Consider the following 16,032-nt stretch of genomic DNA (forward strand, 5'->3'; position numbering starts at 1 on the left):
GCGATTCGTTTGACGACGAATCGCTTTTTGGTGTATGAAAAGCTGAAAGGAAGAAAAAGCAGAATGAAGCTGCGATTTTTGTCTACTCAGAGAGTAGGGAACTGATTTCTTTCTTAAGTTTGAAGGATTGCGACTAGGAATTTTATGAGAATTTTGTTAAAATAGCAAAGATTACAAAGGAGTTTGAATACCTGTGAAATGGAAAAAAATAGTAACTTATTTACTTGTTGTGGGACTGATAGCCATTGGAACGGGCTTCTTGTTTCATTTTGCTGTTCCCAAAGCGCAACCACTGTTGACCCCTGTTAATAAGCTGGCGGCCAATGACTCAAAAAAATCCGCCATCGAGTATCTCGCACTTGGGGATTCATTAACGGAAGGGGTTGGTGATGAAACAGCTCGTGGCGGCTTTGTGCCAATTTTAGCGGGGGATTTAGAAGACCGCTATGATTTGAACAATTTGGTAACCAAAAATTATGGGGTCGCTGGTGAAAGAAGCGATCAGATTCTAAAGCGAGTCAAAAATGATGAAGACTTGCGGCAAGACCTCAGTCAAGCGGATTTGATTACCTTGACTGTCGGCGGTAACGATGTACTAAAAGTGATTCAGAGCAATTTCTTTGGCTTGAGCATTGAGACGTTTACGGAACCGATGGAAGATTACAAAGAACGTTTAAAAGACTTGTTTGCTCAAATTCGCGATTTGAATAGTGATGCACCAATCTATGTCTTGGGCATCTACAATCCATTTTATCTGAATTTCCCAGAAATCACGGATATGCAAACGATCATTGATAACTGGAATAAGCAAACGGAAACGTTCGTCAATCAGCAAGAAAAGGCCTTTTTTATTCCTATTAACGATTTACTCTATAAAGGGTTAAGTGATGAGGTCGGTATTGCTGATACCGAAGGAGGGGAATCAGAGGGAACTGCCGAATCATCGGATTCAGAAAGTTTATCTGATTCATCAACGACAGCTTCGGATGAAACGCAAAGTAGTCCTTCAACGACCACTGATTCATCGCAAGCCGTTGGAAATAACATTACAAACAATGTTTTGTATGAAGGCGATCGCTTCCATCCCAATAATCTTGGGTATCAACTGATGGCGAATGCCGTTCGCGATGAAGTGATCAAAACGCAAAACTATTGGTTGCTAGAGGAGGATACAAAATGAAACCAAGGGAATCAACGAAGCAGCCGGAAAAAACAGCTACAACGAATAAAAAAGCGATCAACTACTGGAAAATTGCCTTCCTAGTGTTGGTCGGTATCCTTTTAGGGACAACGGTTTTCTTTGCTTCAAGAATTTTTCAGCAGAGGGAAACCGGCTTAAATGAAAGTGCCGAACTTGTTCAACGGGAGGGCAGTCCTGTTCTGACCGTTAACAGCAACAAAAGCCAAGTCAATCAATTGATTGATTTTTATCTATCTGATTTTCAAAAGGATCAAGAGGTCAAATATAATTTTGAGCTAAGAAATGAAGCACTCTTAACAGGAGAGTTTCAAGTATTAGGATTTCCTATCACCTTCTATCTCTATTTTGATCCTTACGTGACGGAAGAAGGCAATGTCCAATTAAAGGCCAAAAGCTTATCAATCGGCACCTTGGATCTGCCCACCAGTGAAGTGATGAAAATGATCAAACGTAGTTTTAAATTTCCTGAATGGATCGATGTCAATGCCGATGAACAAATTATTTTGATTCGATTGGATCAATTCCGCATGCAAAACGGCTTGTTTATCAAAGCGAACAAAATCAATCTTGTGGATGATGAAATTCAAATGAGTTTATATTTACCAGCTGAAACGGAGGATGAATAATGGAACGAGCAATTTTTGCCGGTGGGTGCTTCTGGTGTATGATCCAACCCTTTGATGAACTAGAGGGCGTGCATTCGATTTTTTCTGGCTATACCGCAGGACATACCGAAAATCCAACCTATGAAGAAGTCAAAAGCCATCAAACCGGGCATACCGAAGCAGTGGAAATCATCTTTGATCCTGAAAAAATCAGTTATGAAGATCTTTTGACGATTTATTGGCAGCAAACAGATCCAACGGATGCTTTTGGGCAATTTGAAGATCGTGGCGACAATTATCGTCCGGCTATCTTCTATTTGAATGAAGAGCAACGACAAAAAGCCGAAGCCAGCAAGGAGGCACTTCAAGCTTCCGGTCGCTTTACCGATCCGATCGTGACCACGATCGAACCAGCCCAACCCTTTTATTTAGCGGAAGAAGAACATCAAGAGTATTACAAAAAGAATCCTGAGAATTTTGCTCGCAATCACGCTCGTAGAGCAGCCTTTTTAGAAAATCATTGGGAGCAAGATCATGCGTAAAAGTTTTTATAGCTATTTAATGGCAGTCAAAGGTCCGAGTCATACAGATGAGGCTCAGATCTTTGCCACTCATGCAAGTCATGATATTCAGTTTCCAAAACACAGTGATGATTATGATGAAGTTTCTTCTTATCTGGAATTAAGCGTTGATTATTTGCCGTCCATGGATATTTTTGATCGTATCTGGGCAAAGTATCTCGAAAATAACAAATAAAAAACTGTCCTTCGTTTTGTATGGTTGCATAAAATCCACAGAACGAAGCTGTTTTTTCTCAGAGAGGTGTTGTGAATGAAAGGTTTAACGACGAGCCGATATATCGTTTCTCTCGTTTGTGTCGCAATTTTGTCAGGAGGCGGTGTCTATTTATGGCAAACGGCTCAGCAAAATCAGCAGACGACGCAACCGGTGACAGAAACGAGCACAGAAGCCAGCGGGATGGAGAAAATCCAGTCGCTATATGACCAGATCCTCGCGAATTATTACCAAGAAGTCGATGAGGATGCCTTGATAGAAGGCGCCCTACAGGGAATGACTGATGCGCTAGATGATCCTTATACAACGTATTTGAATCAATCGGATGCGGATAACTTAGAACAATCACTTTCTGGCAGTTTTGAAGGGATTGGTGCTACCTTGTCGATCGTGGAAGACTATCCAGAAGTCGCACAAGCCCCGATAAAAAATACGCCTGCTGAAAAAAGCGGCCTGCGAATGAATGACCGAATCGTCAAGGTAGATGGTGAAGATACGCAGGGTCAAGAATTATCTGAAGTCGTGGGTAAGATTCGTGGTGAGAAAGGGACGAAAGTCACCTTAACGATTCAACGTGGAGAGGACACTTTTGATGTGGAGATCACTCGGGATGTGATCCCCATCGAAACGGTTCATGGAGAAATCGCTGAAAGTGATGAAACGATCGGTCGTATCGACATTACTTCCTTTGGTGAAAACACGGCAGCTGAGTTGAAAGAAACCATCACCGAACTTAGGGAAGCCGGTGCAAAGTCGTTTGTACTAGATTTAAGACAAAATCCTGGTGGACTGCTAGACCAAGTCCAGATCATGGCGAGTATGTTTTTGGAAAACGGTCAAACGATCGTGAAATTTGCCAATAACCAAGGGGTAATCAGTGAAACCAAAGCGAGTGAAACCTTGGACGAAGGATTCAAAGTCACAGAGCCGGTCGTTGTTATAGTCGATGGAGGCAGTGCCTCCGCATCGGAAATTTTTGCTGCAGCCTTGCAAGAATCAGCGGATATTCCAGTCGTTGGTACGGAAACCTTTGGTAAGGGGACTGTCCAGAATGTGAAGGATCTGGGGGATAACAGTGAATTAAAAATGACGGTCATGAAATGGTTGACCCCGAATGAAAATTGGGTCAATGATCAAGGTGTGATGCCGGATTATGAAGAGGACTATCCAGAATATGCGTATTTCCCGCCATTACCACGGGACCATGCTTTAAAAGCTGGCCAATCGTCAACGGCAGTCAACAATCTAAATCAATTTCTTAAAGCGTTGGGGTATTCAACCAGTGGTGATACCTTCAATGATGAGACGACCGCAGCTGTGCAGTCCTTCCAAGAAGCCCATGATTTAAAGGAAACTGGGGAAGTCGATGTAGACACGGCCCAAGCAATTGAAAAAGAAGTAACGGCGAAACTCAAAGCAGAGGACCCAGCATACTTAAAAGCACTGTCCTTGCTTTCTGAACAATAAACTAAGTGAAAAATTGGAGAGGAGGCAGACGTGTGGAGTCAAAAAAACTTTGGGTTGATCGTTTTTGGCTAGTAGTGAAATATGCGTTGATCGCTTTTGCAACAGCCTTCTTGATTCGGGCATTCTTGTTGATTCCAGTTCCTGTTGAAGGAAATTCGATGGAAGGAACTTTAAAACAAGGAGACATGGTGGTCATTGAGAAGATTTCGCCGATCCAACGTTTTGATGTCGTTGTTTTCCAGCTGCCGGATGGTTCGACCTATATCAAGCGGGTGATTGGCTTACCAGGTGAGTCAGTGAAATATGTCAATGATCAGCTTTACATTGATGATGAACCAGTAGATGAAGATTTTCTAGTGAAAAACCGTAGCAATGACCACGAGTCTGCTTCTTATACCAATGATTTTGATTTAGAATCTTTATTAGGCGTTGAGAAATTAGGGAAAGATAGTTACTTTGTCATTGGTGACAATCGACGTGCCTCCAAAGATAGTCGTTCCTTTGGACCAATATCAGGAGAGGCTATTTTAGGCAATGCTCGTTTTGTTTATTATCCATTGACCCATATTCGGTTGATTTAAACTATGTAATTATACACACAGACAAATAATGCATAACCCCTTGGATTCATCGATTGAATCCAAGGGGTTATTTGTATAGTTTTCAATCTTTTTCAAAAGACCTCCTTGCGTTTGCCGAAGTGCGCCAGTTGATTTTAACCCGTCAACTTTTTGATTTTTTCATTAAAAGCAGCCAGTAATTTCTGACAGAGATCTGTTTCAAAGTCATAATAGCGACAAAAATCAATGATTGCCGAATTCTTTTCGGTTGTATAGGGAGGGAAAAGCTGAGGCGCACTCAGGATATAAAAATCAAATGGTTCTTCTGTTGGCAGTGTGATCCGCTCTATCGCAACGAATGGTAGTCGCTCACATATATTAAAAACTTCCATTGAAACCAAATAATTGGATACATAGACGAAAGCAACTTTAAGCTTATATTTCTGTTCCTTTTCGATGTAAACGGGGTAAAGCAAACAGGCTTGATAAAAGGCAAGATCGGCATAACAGGTTTTCAACCATTCATAACCTTTACGATTTGCTATTTTACGCCAAAAACTTTGAATGGTATTTGTCAAAATCGTATGCAATGGGTATTTATCTTTGATCACGTTTGCTTCGAAAAAATTGGAAAGAGGGACTTTTTGCTTGAATATGCAAAATTTCAGCAAGGTAAGATATGTATTCATATAAAGAAACGATTGGTGATCAAAGTCAAAATCGCAGAGAAATTTTTGGCAATGGTCTTCAAATTCAGTCATCAGTTCTTTTAGTTCTTGTTTTTCATGCTTGTAACAATTTGCAACGATCGGCAGACGCACATCGTTTGCGGAAGTCAGCATCGGCCAGTAATAAAAAAGAAAAAACAATGAATTGATCTCAAGAATGTCTATTGCTGAATCAATGAGCTTAAAGAAAGCAGAAAAGAAATCAAGACTTTCGCAACTGGGAATAAAGGACTTATTCGTTAATTCATAAAGATTCGTTGAGTGACCATCCTTGATCCGGAAAAGACAAATTTTGCAATGGAGTAATGCTTCTTTTTTACCAATTTCATATTTACTTTGGTATTTTGTTCCTTCATAGGTAACAAATAACTCTTCGATCTCTTGATTAAATGCCTGTGCCAAACTATCTCCTAAAGAAATATGCCAGATAAAATTAAACAACAAGATGCGAATCACCATCTCTGAACCGGTAAGCGTCATGGCCGATTGATTTAAGGTTATGTTGAATTCCTTTAAATGATCCTGCAGCTTTTTAGTTTGTCGGAAACAAGTCGAACGGCTGATATAGTTTCTTTGGCAAAATGCCAGCAAGCTTTCATCTTGGTTGGTCAAGATACTTAACAACATTTTATAAGAAATACTTACTTGGGCTAAAAACTGCTGATATTGATTGTATTCAATCAAATTTTTAGGGAGACTGAGGGTGTTTTTATGTAATGAAAGATTTACTGGGGAAAGGTTTTGCAGGTCCTCTTGGATCGAGGAAAGTAAACTTTTCAATCTCGTTGTACTTAAATGGGTCAGATTTTTCACGAACTCTATGTTGTATTCACCCGGAGCAATTGATAATAATTTTCCGTAGAGTCCGATTTTGTCTAATGCTCGGGAATCTAAGAGTATTTTTTCAATCAAATGATCACCTTCTTATTTTAGTAATAACTTATTTATATAACTGTGTAAAGACACGTCTCAAAACTTTTGCTTTTTTTTATAAAAACTGAGACAAATCTTTCCAAAAAGTGTCTCATAAAGAAGAAAAATACAATGAGGATTTGAAAATTGTTGATTTTCTTCAGTTTTTAAATAACATAAACTGATTGGTTTTCATCATAAAACCTGCGCATAAATTCTGTTTAAATAACGCACGAAAATAAGAGTTTTCCCATTTTTCTGAAAATGAAAAAAAGCGGTGTATTGTTCTTCTTTTTTGTATGATCAGCTTGTAATTTGAAAGGAGGTCTTTTTATGTTTTTTGCAAAGAGACACCACTGGTTCTCTTTCATTTTCTGTATGTTAGGGGGGATATTATTCATCATCTATTCAGGTTTGCAAACAAATGGGACAGCAAGTGCACAAGAAGAAAATACGATCGCTATTACCGAAACGGAGCAGATCAAGCTGACAGGTCAACGGGAGGGCAATCAATTTACTTTACGTTATCAGCTATCACAAAAAAACAAGCAGCAACGCATCTGGCTGCAATTATATGCACTGGATGAAACGAAAGAACAACCGCTAACGAAAACGAACAACAAAGAGGTGGTTTTTATTGAGGATGAATCTGCACAGTCTTGGCTAACAACACAAGACTTCTTGAAAACACCCTGTGAACAAGAAGTAACGTTTCAACTACCCAATGAAACAAAAAAACTGAAGTTGGCGCTTCAGATTGAAGAATATGATCATGAAAATCAAGAGTCGCACAAATTGGCGTCTTTGGATGAATTGATGGTTGACATTCCGCTTGCGACAGAATCTGCTTCCTCAGATAGGGTGGAAGTCAGCTCAACTGATTCGCAAGCTGCAGAAACCGGCACGGAGTCAACTTCGGGACAAGTGTCGAATGAAGACTCAAAAGGTGTTTTTAACGAAGAAACGCAGGAAGAGACAAAGGAAACAGGAACGACGACAAGTTCTTCTGAAAATGAAACACTCATTGAACCGTTTAAACAAGAACGTCTTTATCAAAAAATGACCGTTTCACAGGCTTTTGCTTCGATTGAACCAGATTATACGACAGACCAAAGCGGGACGTATCCTTCGGCGAATTGGAAAACCGATGAAAAGAGTAACGTATTAAATCATCAGGGGAACAAGGATGCAGGAGAAACCTGGGATGGCGTAACTACATGGAATGGTGATCCAGAAAATGTGACCAACTCGTATATTGAGTATGGTGGTGTAGGTGACGAAGCAGATTTCGCTCTGCGAAAATTTGCCAAAGAGACGAATACCCCGGGACTATTTGATGTTTACCTAAATGTACGAGGGAATGTTCAACGTCAAGTCGATCCCATCGATGTCGTATTGGTCGTGGATTGGTCAGGCAGTATGAATGATATGGGACGCATCACTGAAGTAAAAAAAGGTGTGGATCGCTTTTTGAATCAAATTGAAGGAAGCGGCATTCAAGACAGTGTCTACATGGGCTATGTCGGTTATTCCAGTGATGGTAGCAATTACCAAAACAAAATCTGCCAATTAGGAAAATTTTCGGAAGTCAAAGAGACGATCCGGACCATGACACCAGAAACAGCAGCTGGGGGAACCTTTACCCAAAGAGGGCTGCGCCAAGCAGGGGATATGCTATCGACGCAAAATGGACATAAGAAAGTCATCGTTTTGCTAACAGATGGCGTGCCTACTTACAGTTACCATGTGTCCAAAGTGCAGACGCAAGCAGACGACAGTTATTTTGGAACCGCCTTTTCACTTACTCAAGATCAGCCCATGAATACATCGTTTATCCACAATGGGTATTTTGCACCTGATCAATACGGTAACTCTAAACGGATCGACAATACGTTTGTCGCTACGATCGGTGAGGCGATGGCGTTAAAAGAGCGCGGGATTGAGATTCACGGATTGGGGATTCAACTGCAAGGAGATCAAACAGCTGGGTATACAAAGGCCGATGTTGAGAACAAAATGAGACAGATGGTTTCTGCAGATGAAGAGGGGCATCTTTATTATGAGTCAGCCAATGAAGCAGCGGATATTTCCGACTATCTCGAGAAAAAAGCCCTTCATATTTCGGCGACAGTCACTGATGGAGAGATTACTGACCCCATTTCGCAGCCATTTTTATACGAAGAAAATAGCTTGTCCATCAAAAGTGTCGGTTCTGCTGATCTAACGGTGCAGCCTGAGGTCACGGTATCTGACAATACCCTCAACGCTTCTAGTCTTTATTTAGGCGAAGGACAGGAACTGCAAATTCATTATCAAGTGCGGATTCAAACAGAAGCAGCGGATTTTAAACCAGATACTTGGTATCAAATGAATGGTGAAACGGTGTTTTATCCGAATCATCAATTCGATCAAAAGGCATTGTTTGGTGTGCCATCTGCCAAAGCACCTGGTAAGGAGTTGACGATCAAAAAAGTCTGGGAGGAATACGATGGTGATGTGTCAAGTCGCCCAGAATCCGTTTATTTTGAAATAAGTAGAAGCCCGGTTACTAGCAAGGAGAGCTGGCAAACAGGATATCTCGAACTTACTGAGACCGATGCGCAAGATCAGACAACTTGGGAACGAAGCAAGGTTCCCGCGGTTTCTGAAAAGGATGGAACGAATTACGAAGAAACCCGTCTACTGCCGCTTTATAATAACCAAGGAGAAACTTTTGATTATCAAGTCACAAGTGAACGAACAGTGTCAGGCTATGAAGCGACAAAAGTGGACGCTTATACATGGAAAAACACAAAGATGTTTGTGCCCCTGGCATTAAACCTGATCAAAAAATCCGCTGTAGGAGAGGTGAAGTTGACAGGTGCCGTTTTTGAATTGACGGGGGCAGGGGAGACAGTGACCCTTGTGGATCAAGGGGATGGAACGTACGGGCTACCAGCAGATACTGCGTTGCAAAAAAGTCAGACGTATCGTTTAAAGGAAGTCACTGCACCGGCGGGACATCATTTAGCTGAGCAAACCCAGTGGCAGATTCATGTCGATGCGCAAGGGCATGCGACGATCGATGGGCAACCCGTCACACTGGTCGAGCATACGATTACCCTGGAGATCACCAATCCCTTTACAGAAATTCCAGTCGCTATTCGAAAATACACGGTACAAAAAGAGCAGCAAGTACTGTTAGCTGGGGCTGTCTTTTCTCTGCAACAAATAACAGCAGGGGGGGAATATCAAGAAATCGCCTCAGAAACGTCGGATGATGTTGGGATGGCTGAATTTACGATCCTTGAGCCTGGCGCTTATCGTATCTCAGAAACAGCCGGTCCGCTCGGATATGATACGGTTGCCGGTGACTATGAATTTGTCGTTGGTACAGACGGAAAAATCCAGTATCAAGGGGAAAACGTCGATGGGGATGCCAATTGTTGGACCCTTACCCATGGCAATCAGTTAAAACCTTTTGATTTAGTGGTCAATAAACAGGATGAACTGGGACAAGCACTTGAGGGGGCAAAATTCCGGCTAAGTGGAAACGGTCAGACGATCGAATTGCCCGAAGCCCAAGAATCACTGGCAGTATTCCATTTCCAGGAGCTAGCGCCCGGCAGCTATACCTTGGAAGAAATAGTTACTCCTGAAGGCTATGCAGGTTTAACAGCACCTGTCCAAATCAAGATTGAAGAGGATGGTCAAGTCTTTATCGATGAAGAACGACAACCGAATCTTCTTGTTTCTGGAGAAAAGAACAATCAAATAGAATTGATCGTCACCAATCAAGTGAAAGTGTCTCTTCCTGAAACAGGAGGGAGTTGGCATGGGTGGCTGGCGATTCTTTCAGCAAGTCTGCTAGTCCTTTTAGCTGGAAGCTATTTGTACGTTAAGCGCAAAGATAAGCCTTCATTAAAGTAATTCTTCCATTAGCGAAAGAAAAACAAAAAAAATTAGAAGAGAGGAAAGAACAATGAAAAAGATTTTTAATCATACGAAAATGGTTTGTCTCCTATTTTTACTTTTGCCATTTGTCTTTTTTGGAACAAAAAATCAGCAAGTATCCGCAGAGACCAATTTGGCACAGGTTCATCTGCATAAAAAGAAAATGGTCAATCTACCAGGTTCATTGATTCAAAATAGTGGGACCGAGATGGCAGAGTTTGATCAATACCAAGGGTTAGCCGATGTTACTTTTTCTGTCTATGATGTGACAGCAGCCTATTACGAAAAACGATCTGCAGGGGCATCCGTTGAAGAAGCTAAGCGTCAAGTCCAAAACTTGACGCCAGGTTCTCCTGTAGCTAGCGGGAAAACAGATACAGCCGGTGATTTGATTTTTGAATTGCCGAAAAAACAAGCCGATCGGGATGCTGTTTACACCATTGTGGAAGAACCTAAAGACGGCGTTACCTCTGCTGAGAATATGGTGATCGCCTTTCCTGTGTATGAAATGATCCAACAAGCAGATGGCTCTTATGTATATGGAGAAGAAGAGCTTGACACGATCCATCTTTATCCGAAAAATCTCGTCACAAATGAAGGAACGCTCCTGGTGAATAAGCGAGGAACGGGGGAAAACGAACCACTGAATAATGCGGAATTTGTTGTTTCAAAGCAAGAAGGAAACCAACAGACTAAGAAATATATTGTAAGTGCAGCCGATGGACTCTATACGTGGACGACCGACAAACAAGCAGCGTATCGTTTTTTAACAGGTAAACAATATGCTGCCGGAGACGCTGGTATCAATGTGAGTGAGAACCAAAAAGGACAGCTAAAGATTGCACAACTAGAAACAGGCGCCTATCAATTAGAGGAAACGAAAGCCCCAAGTCAAGCCGCCTTAATCGAGGAAGAAAGGATCAAGGATTTCACGATTGATTCAGGAAGTAACGTTACTGTTGAGCTAACAATCAAGAATGACACAACAAATGTTACCAAAACAACACCACAATTAGACGGAAAAGACGTGGAGATCGGCGAAAGAATCCAATATCACCTAACGGTCAATATCCCATCAGGTATTCAAGATAAAGTAGGAGCTGAAAACAAATACAAACATTTTCAATTGATCGATGCCCATGATCCAGCATTAACTTTTGAAAATACAGCTGAAGGAGAAACAGGCTATGCGTTGTATGATGGAGAGCAGAAAATCGACGCGACGAATTACCAAGTAACGGAAAAAGAGCATGGCTTTACGGTAACTATCAATCCAGAATTTTTGCCGCAATTAACGCCGGGAAATCAATTACGCTTTGTGTATTATATGTATTTAAATGAACAGGCGATGCCTATCAATGGCTTTACGAATGAAGCAAATGTTGAAACGGATTTCATGACGGATCAAACGCCTCCAAGCGTGGAAGTTTTGACAGGGGGCAAACGGTTTTTAAAAGTCGATGGGGCTGTGACCGCTACCGAAGCATTGGCAGATGCAGTTTTTGTTGTACGGGATCAAGACCATGATGAGGCCAACTACTTGAAAATCGAAGAGGGAACCAAACAAGTATCTTGGGTGCAAACAGCGGATGAAGCGACGAAATTTACCTCAGGTGCAGATGGATTAGTCGACATTATCGGGTTGAAATTTGGCACCTACTATTTGGAAGAAGTAAAAGCACCAAAAAATTATGTGCTGTTAACAAATCGCATCGCTTTTGAAGTCCATGAAACATCATATGGAACGAAAGAGCAATTGCTAGAACCTGAAAAAGTCCCTAACCGCCGCAAAGGAACTTTACCGGCAACTGGTGGTGTCGGCACGTATTTAATGGGCGCCATCGGAGTGGTGATCGTTGGTTTAGCTGGGTGTTACTTTGTAAAACGGAAAGGGTAAGTAAATGAGATGAAGATGCACGATGACGATCAAAAGGAAAAGAAATGGCGCGAAATCACTTACTAAAAAAGTGACTTTGTTGGATGTTTTAATGGGTATTTTGCTGCTGATAGGAGTCCTGATTATCAGTTATCCTTTTGTAAGTAATCAACTCAACACGTTTTTAGATCAGCAGTTGATCAGTTACTACCAAAGCCAAGCCAAAAAAATGAGTGAAATAGAAAAACAGCAAAAGAGGAACCAGTTGGAACGAACGAATCAAGAACTGGCACAGCGGGCAAGTACTCCTGGAATCAAAGAAACGCAAGCATCAGCAGAAACAAAGGACTCAGAATCAGTCGACACCCCTGATTACTATGAACGACATACGATCGGTGTTTTAAAGATCCCCGTAATCGATGTCGCTCTCCCGATTTTTGATCAAACCACCGATACGTTGTTAAAAAGAGGCGCAACATTATTGGAGGGCGCTTCGTATCCAATAGGTGGGGAAGATACCCATGCAGTTCTGTGCGGACACCGTGGGTTAACGAGTGCAACCCTCTTTACGGATCTGCCTAAGCTGCAGATCGGCGATGCGTTTTATATCGAAACGTTTGATGATACGTTGGCGTATCAAATAGATCAGATCAAAACGGTCGCCCCTGATGATACCGAAGCACTAAAAATTGTCAAAGGCAGTGATTATGTCACCTTACTAACCTGCACACCCTATATGGTCAATAGCCATCGTTTATTGGTTCGCGGCAAACGGGTTCCTTACAATGAAGAAAATGGAACAAATGCCGCAAAAAAAGCAAACCAGCAGGATTTGTGGGTGCTGCTAGTTGTAAGCACCATACTATTACTACTCCTACTGATGATTAGCAGAATCAAAAGAAAAAAACAGCATGATTTGATCACTCCCAGTGATAAGAAGCAAAGATAGCAGGTTTTCCTCTAGATCCACTAGAAAATGACTTGTTAACCTTACTCAGAACGAAACATGTCGTGTGAAATATGGTACAATAACGAAGATAAAAGGTAGTAAAAAGCAGTCGGTCTAATGGTAAAGGTGTCAGAAAAAAGGAAGAATGAGTGGGTAGACAAGCTTTTTCCAACCACTTCCCCAAAATTAAAAATCGAGAAAGCGCGTATGACGCATGAGAATCGCGCTGAAAGCTTTACCTATGCACCAGGTTGGAATAAGAACATCGTTGTAAAGAAATTTCAGCAAAATGCCCAGTGTGACTAGTATCTCTGATGGTTTTAGAGCAAATAGTCCTCGTTCTTGTCAGGTATATACTGCAGGGATTTAGATACTACTGTCTTTTTACCAATTCGAAGAAGTACCAAGGAGGAAAACGTTCAAATGACCATTCAATGGTTTCCAGGCCATATGGCGAAAGCCAGACGTGAAGTAAGTGAAAAATTAAAATTCGTGGATATCGTTTTTGAACTCGTGGACGCACGCTTGCCGATTTCATCCCGCAACCCCATGCTGGATCAATTATTACAGCAAAAACCACGATTGATCTTGATCAATAAAGCGGATCTAGCAGATCCCGTTCAAACCAAAAAATGGGAGCATTATTTCCAAGCACAAGGCTATTTAGCATTGGCGATCAACGCCCAAGACAATCAAGGCGTCAAAGCGATTGTCCCGACGGCTAAGCAAGTCTTGAAGGAAAAAATCGCTCGTGACAAAGCCAGAGGATTGAAACCCCGTGCGATTCGGGCGATGGTGATCGGCATCCCGAATGTCGGAAAATCAACCTTGATGAACCGCTTAGTAGGGAAGAAAATTGCTCAGACGGGCAATAAACCTGGTGTGACCAAAGGGCAGCAATGGCTGCGTTTTGGGACTGATCTAGAGCTGCTAGATACGCCCGGGATCTTATGGCCAAAATTTGAAGATCCAGAGATCGGCAAGAAGCTGGCATTGACCGGAGCGATCAAAGACCAGCTGATCCATTTGGATGATATCGCATTGTATGGACTTGATTTTTTCGCTCGTTATTATCCTGAAAGAATCGCCAATCGTTACCAATTAAAGGCGGAGGAAGAGGCGTTATTAGCGCCAGACCTTTTAATGAAGATCACGGAAAAACGTGGCTATAAAGACAATTATGATCGAGGAAGCGAACTTGTTGTCTTTGACATTCGGCAAGGAAAATTAGGCCGTTACACACTAGATCGAGTGGAGGAAATGGAAAGTCAAGATGAAACAATCGATTAAGACAATCAAAGAGCGATTATTTGATCCAACCTTTAATGACCCGGCATTTTTGCAGGAATTGCTAGCAGATGAACGCGCGGGGGTCCAAAAGCTGTTGCAACAATATGAGAAACAATTAGTCAAACAGCAGCTTTTGCGGGAGAAATATGAAGAAATGATGCGTTTTGAAAACGAAGCATTTAAACAAGGCGCCCGTTTTATCGCCGGTTTAGATGAAGTAGGACGCGGACCTTTAGCAGGACCCGTGGTGTCAGCTGCGGTGATTCTGCCTAAAGAATGCCAGATTTTGGGGTTGAATGATTCAAAACAGCTTTCTGCGAAGAAAAGAGAAGAACTGTTTATCGAAATTCAAAACAAGGCTGTTGCTGTCGGTATCGGTGTGGTTAGTCCTGAAGAAATTGATCGGATAAATATCTATCAAGCGAGCCGCCTGGCGATGAAAGAAGCTTTGATCGACTTAGCGGTCAAGCCGGAACATTTGCTCATTGATGCGATGACCATCGAGACCGATATTCCTCAACAAAGCCTGATCAAAGGCGATGCCCGCTCCATTTCGATTGCCGCAGCAAGTATCATTGCCAAAGTCTATCGTGACAATTTAATGAAAGATTTTCATGATGTGTATCCTTTTTATGGGTTTGATCAAAATGCTGGGTATGGGACCAAAGTTCATTTAGAAGGGTTAGCTGCCCATGGAATTTGCCCTATTCATCGAAAAACCTTTGCCCCAGTTAAACAATACCTATAAATTTCATCCATCCCTCTTTTTTTAGCGAATCTTATAAGTAAGATCACTAAGAAAAGAGGGTTTTGTTTATGAAGTATCAACAAGCAACAGATTTTGAAAAACAGTTGATAAAACTGTACTACTGTCAGGGAATCGGTCTGCAAGGCTGCTGGAAGATTATTTGGTATTGGTTGGAAACAAAAGAGATGCGTTGTTCGTTGGAAGAGATGATTGCCATCGGCGTCCTTCCACAGCATAGGACGGTTTTTCGGCGATCATGGGAACAATTGACAGAAGAGCACATCACACAAAAGATGGGGGAACAAAACTACCTCACCTTTTTTTCGGCGGAGTATCCGATGCTTTTAAGACAAATTGCGGACCCACCATTGATGCTTTTTTATGAAGGAAATCTGCAATTGCTGCAAACGCCCATGATTGGATTTGTCGGCGCAAGAACAGCTTCTCGCTACGCGCGTAAAGTTTGCGAAAAGCTGATTCCACCGCTAGTGACGGAAAATTATACGATCGTCAGTGGATTGGCAAATGGTGTTGACAGTTTTGCCCATGAATCAGCCATCAGAAATCGTGGGAAAACTATTGCCGTGATTGCGTCTGGGTTGGAGCATTGTTATCCTGCTTCTGCGTTTCCATTATTTCAGCAGATTCGTCAAGAACATCTAGTACTGAGTGAATATTCTCATGATACTAAACCGCAAAGACATCACTTTCCCTTGCGCAATCGCATCATTGCTGGTATTTCAAAAGGGATCTGTGTGATTGAAGCTAAAGAAAGAAGCGGTTCTTTGATTACGGCACAATTAGCAATGGAAAATGGCCGAGAAGTTTTTGCAGTACCTGGTGAAATGATTTCCGATCAGTCAAAAGGTTGTCACCACTTGATTCAAGATGGCGCAAAATGTACGATTAGTGTGTCAGATATTTTACAGGAGTTAGCCTTTTTTTGATTTTTCCAATCAACCTTCCTT

General features: G+C 41.7%; 13 protein-coding genes. 12 read left to right on the plus strand and 1 reads right to left on the minus strand.

The features are described 5' to 3' along the window. The first annotated feature begins 193 nt into the window (after positions 1–193). From IGI78_RS06090 to lepB, 6 genes are all read left to right on the plus strand, one after another. Positions 194–1,180: an SGNH/GDSL hydrolase family protein gene (locus IGI78_RS06090; protein WP_081119159.1), complete on the plus strand. Its 987-nt coding sequence runs from the start codon at positions 194–196 to the stop codon at positions 1,178–1,180. Further along, on the plus strand, positions 1,177–1,827 hold the full coding sequence (locus IGI78_RS06095; protein WP_081119158.1) for a YpmS family protein: 651 nt from the start codon (positions 1,177–1,179) through the stop codon (positions 1,825–1,827). The genes IGI78_RS06090 and IGI78_RS06095 overlap by 4 nt, the downstream gene beginning before the upstream one ends. After that, entirely contained in the window at positions 1,827–2,348 is a 522-nt protein-coding gene (gene msrA, locus IGI78_RS06100; RefSeq protein ID WP_081119157.1) for a peptide-methionine (S)-S-oxide reductase MsrA, read from the plus strand. The genes IGI78_RS06095 and msrA overlap by 1 nt, the downstream gene beginning before the upstream one ends. Continuing rightward, a complete protein-coding gene (locus IGI78_RS06105; protein ID WP_195265740.1) occupies positions 2,341–2,562 on the plus strand; it encodes a YozE family protein in 222 nt (73 codons plus the stop codon). The genes msrA and IGI78_RS06105 overlap by 8 nt, the downstream gene beginning before the upstream one ends. A gap of 75 nt (positions 2,563–2,637) precedes the next feature. Next, positions 2,638–4,068 (plus strand): S41 family peptidase, encoded by a 1,431-nt coding sequence (locus IGI78_RS06110; protein WP_140965440.1) that lies wholly within the window; start codon positions 2,638–2,640, stop codon positions 4,066–4,068. Positions 4,069–4,100: 32 nt separating this feature from the next. Beyond that, positions 4,101–4,649, plus strand: a complete 549-nt coding sequence (lepB, locus tag IGI78_RS06115) for a signal peptidase I (protein ID WP_086292763.1) — start codon at positions 4,101–4,103, stop codon at positions 4,647–4,649. Positions 4,650–4,783: 134 nt separating this feature from the next. On the opposite strand, the gene IGI78_RS06120 is transcribed toward lepB, so the two are convergent. Then, positions 4,784–6,268, minus strand: a complete 1,485-nt coding sequence (locus IGI78_RS06120; RefSeq protein ID WP_140965442.1) for a helix-turn-helix domain-containing protein — start codon at positions 6,266–6,268, stop codon at positions 4,784–4,786. A gap of 333 nt (positions 6,269–6,601) precedes the next feature. Between IGI78_RS06120 and IGI78_RS06125 the strand changes: the two genes are divergently transcribed. The 6 genes from IGI78_RS06125 to dprA all read left to right on the plus strand — a co-directional run bounded on the left by IGI78_RS06125 (position 6,602) and on the right by dprA (position 16,011). Then, positions 6,602–10,177 carry a SpaA isopeptide-forming pilin-related protein gene (locus IGI78_RS06125; RefSeq protein ID WP_195265743.1) on the plus strand — a complete coding sequence of 1,192 codons (3,576 nt, stop codon included), beginning with the start codon at positions 6,602–6,604 and terminating at the stop codon, positions 10,175–10,177. Positions 10,178–10,229: 52 nt separating this feature from the next. Next, the gene (locus IGI78_RS06130; RefSeq protein WP_140965446.1) at positions 10,230–12,098 is read left to right on the plus strand and encodes a SpaH/EbpB family LPXTG-anchored major pilin; all 1,869 of its coding nucleotides are present in this window, start codon (positions 10,230–10,232) and stop codon (positions 12,096–12,098) included. Between the two features lie 22 nt (positions 12,099–12,120). Beyond that, a complete protein-coding gene (locus IGI78_RS06135) occupies positions 12,121–13,026 on the plus strand; it encodes a class C sortase (protein WP_140965448.1) in 906 nt (301 codons plus the stop codon). Positions 13,027–13,449: 423 nt separating this feature from the next. Continuing rightward, the gene (gene ylqF, locus IGI78_RS06140) at positions 13,450–14,316 is read left to right on the plus strand and encodes a ribosome biogenesis GTPase YlqF (RefSeq protein ID WP_016613223.1); all 867 of its coding nucleotides are present in this window, start codon (positions 13,450–13,452) and stop codon (positions 14,314–14,316) included. After that, positions 14,300–15,064: a ribonuclease HII gene (locus IGI78_RS06145; RefSeq protein ID WP_140965452.1), complete on the plus strand. Its 765-nt coding sequence runs from the start codon at positions 14,300–14,302 to the stop codon at positions 15,062–15,064. Before ylqF ends, IGI78_RS06145 begins: the two co-directional genes overlap by 17 nt. Positions 15,065–15,132: 68 nt before the next feature. Beyond that, positions 15,133–16,011, plus strand: coding sequence for a DNA-processing protein DprA (gene dprA / locus IGI78_RS06150; protein WP_140965454.1), 879 nt, complete (start codon positions 15,133–15,135; stop codon positions 16,009–16,011). The last annotated feature ends 21 nt before the right edge of the window (positions 16,012–16,032 follow it).

This window comes from Enterococcus sp. DIV1767, from assembly GCF_050542585.1.
GTDB classification, from domain to species: domain Bacteria; phylum Bacillota; class Bacilli; order Lactobacillales; family Enterococcaceae; genus Enterococcus_D; species Enterococcus_D innesii.

Coding starts and splice junctions, on each gene's coding strand:
- IGI78_RS06095 (WP_081119158.1), top strand. CDS start 1,177: ATGAAACCAAGGGAATCAACGAAGCAGCCGGAAAAAACAGCTACAACG.
- msrA (WP_081119157.1), top strand. CDS start 1,827: ATGGAACGAGCAATTTTTGCCGGTGGGTGCTTCTGGTGTATGATCCAA.
- IGI78_RS06105 (WP_195265740.1), top strand. CDS start 2,341: ATGCGTAAAAGTTTTTATAGCTATTTAATGGCAGTCAAAGGTCCGAGT.
- IGI78_RS06110 (WP_140965440.1), top strand. CDS start 2,638: ATGAAAGGTTTAACGACGAGCCGATATATCGTTTCTCTCGTTTGTGTC.
- IGI78_RS06125 (WP_195265743.1), top strand. CDS start 6,602: ATGTTTTTTGCAAAGAGACACCACTGGTTCTCTTTCATTTTCTGTATG.
- IGI78_RS06130 (WP_140965446.1), top strand. CDS start 10,230: ATGAAAAAGATTTTTAATCATACGAAAATGGTTTGTCTCCTATTTTTA.
- IGI78_RS06135 (WP_140965448.1), top strand. CDS start 12,121: ATGACGATCAAAAGGAAAAGAAATGGCGCGAAATCACTTACTAAAAAA.
- ylqF (WP_016613223.1), top strand. CDS start 13,450: ATGACCATTCAATGGTTTCCAGGCCATATGGCGAAAGCCAGACGTGAA.
- IGI78_RS06145 (WP_140965452.1), top strand. CDS start 14,300: ATGAAACAATCGATTAAGACAATCAAAGAGCGATTATTTGATCCAACC.
- dprA (WP_140965454.1), top strand. CDS start 15,133: ATGAAGTATCAACAAGCAACAGATTTTGAAAAACAGTTGATAAAACTG.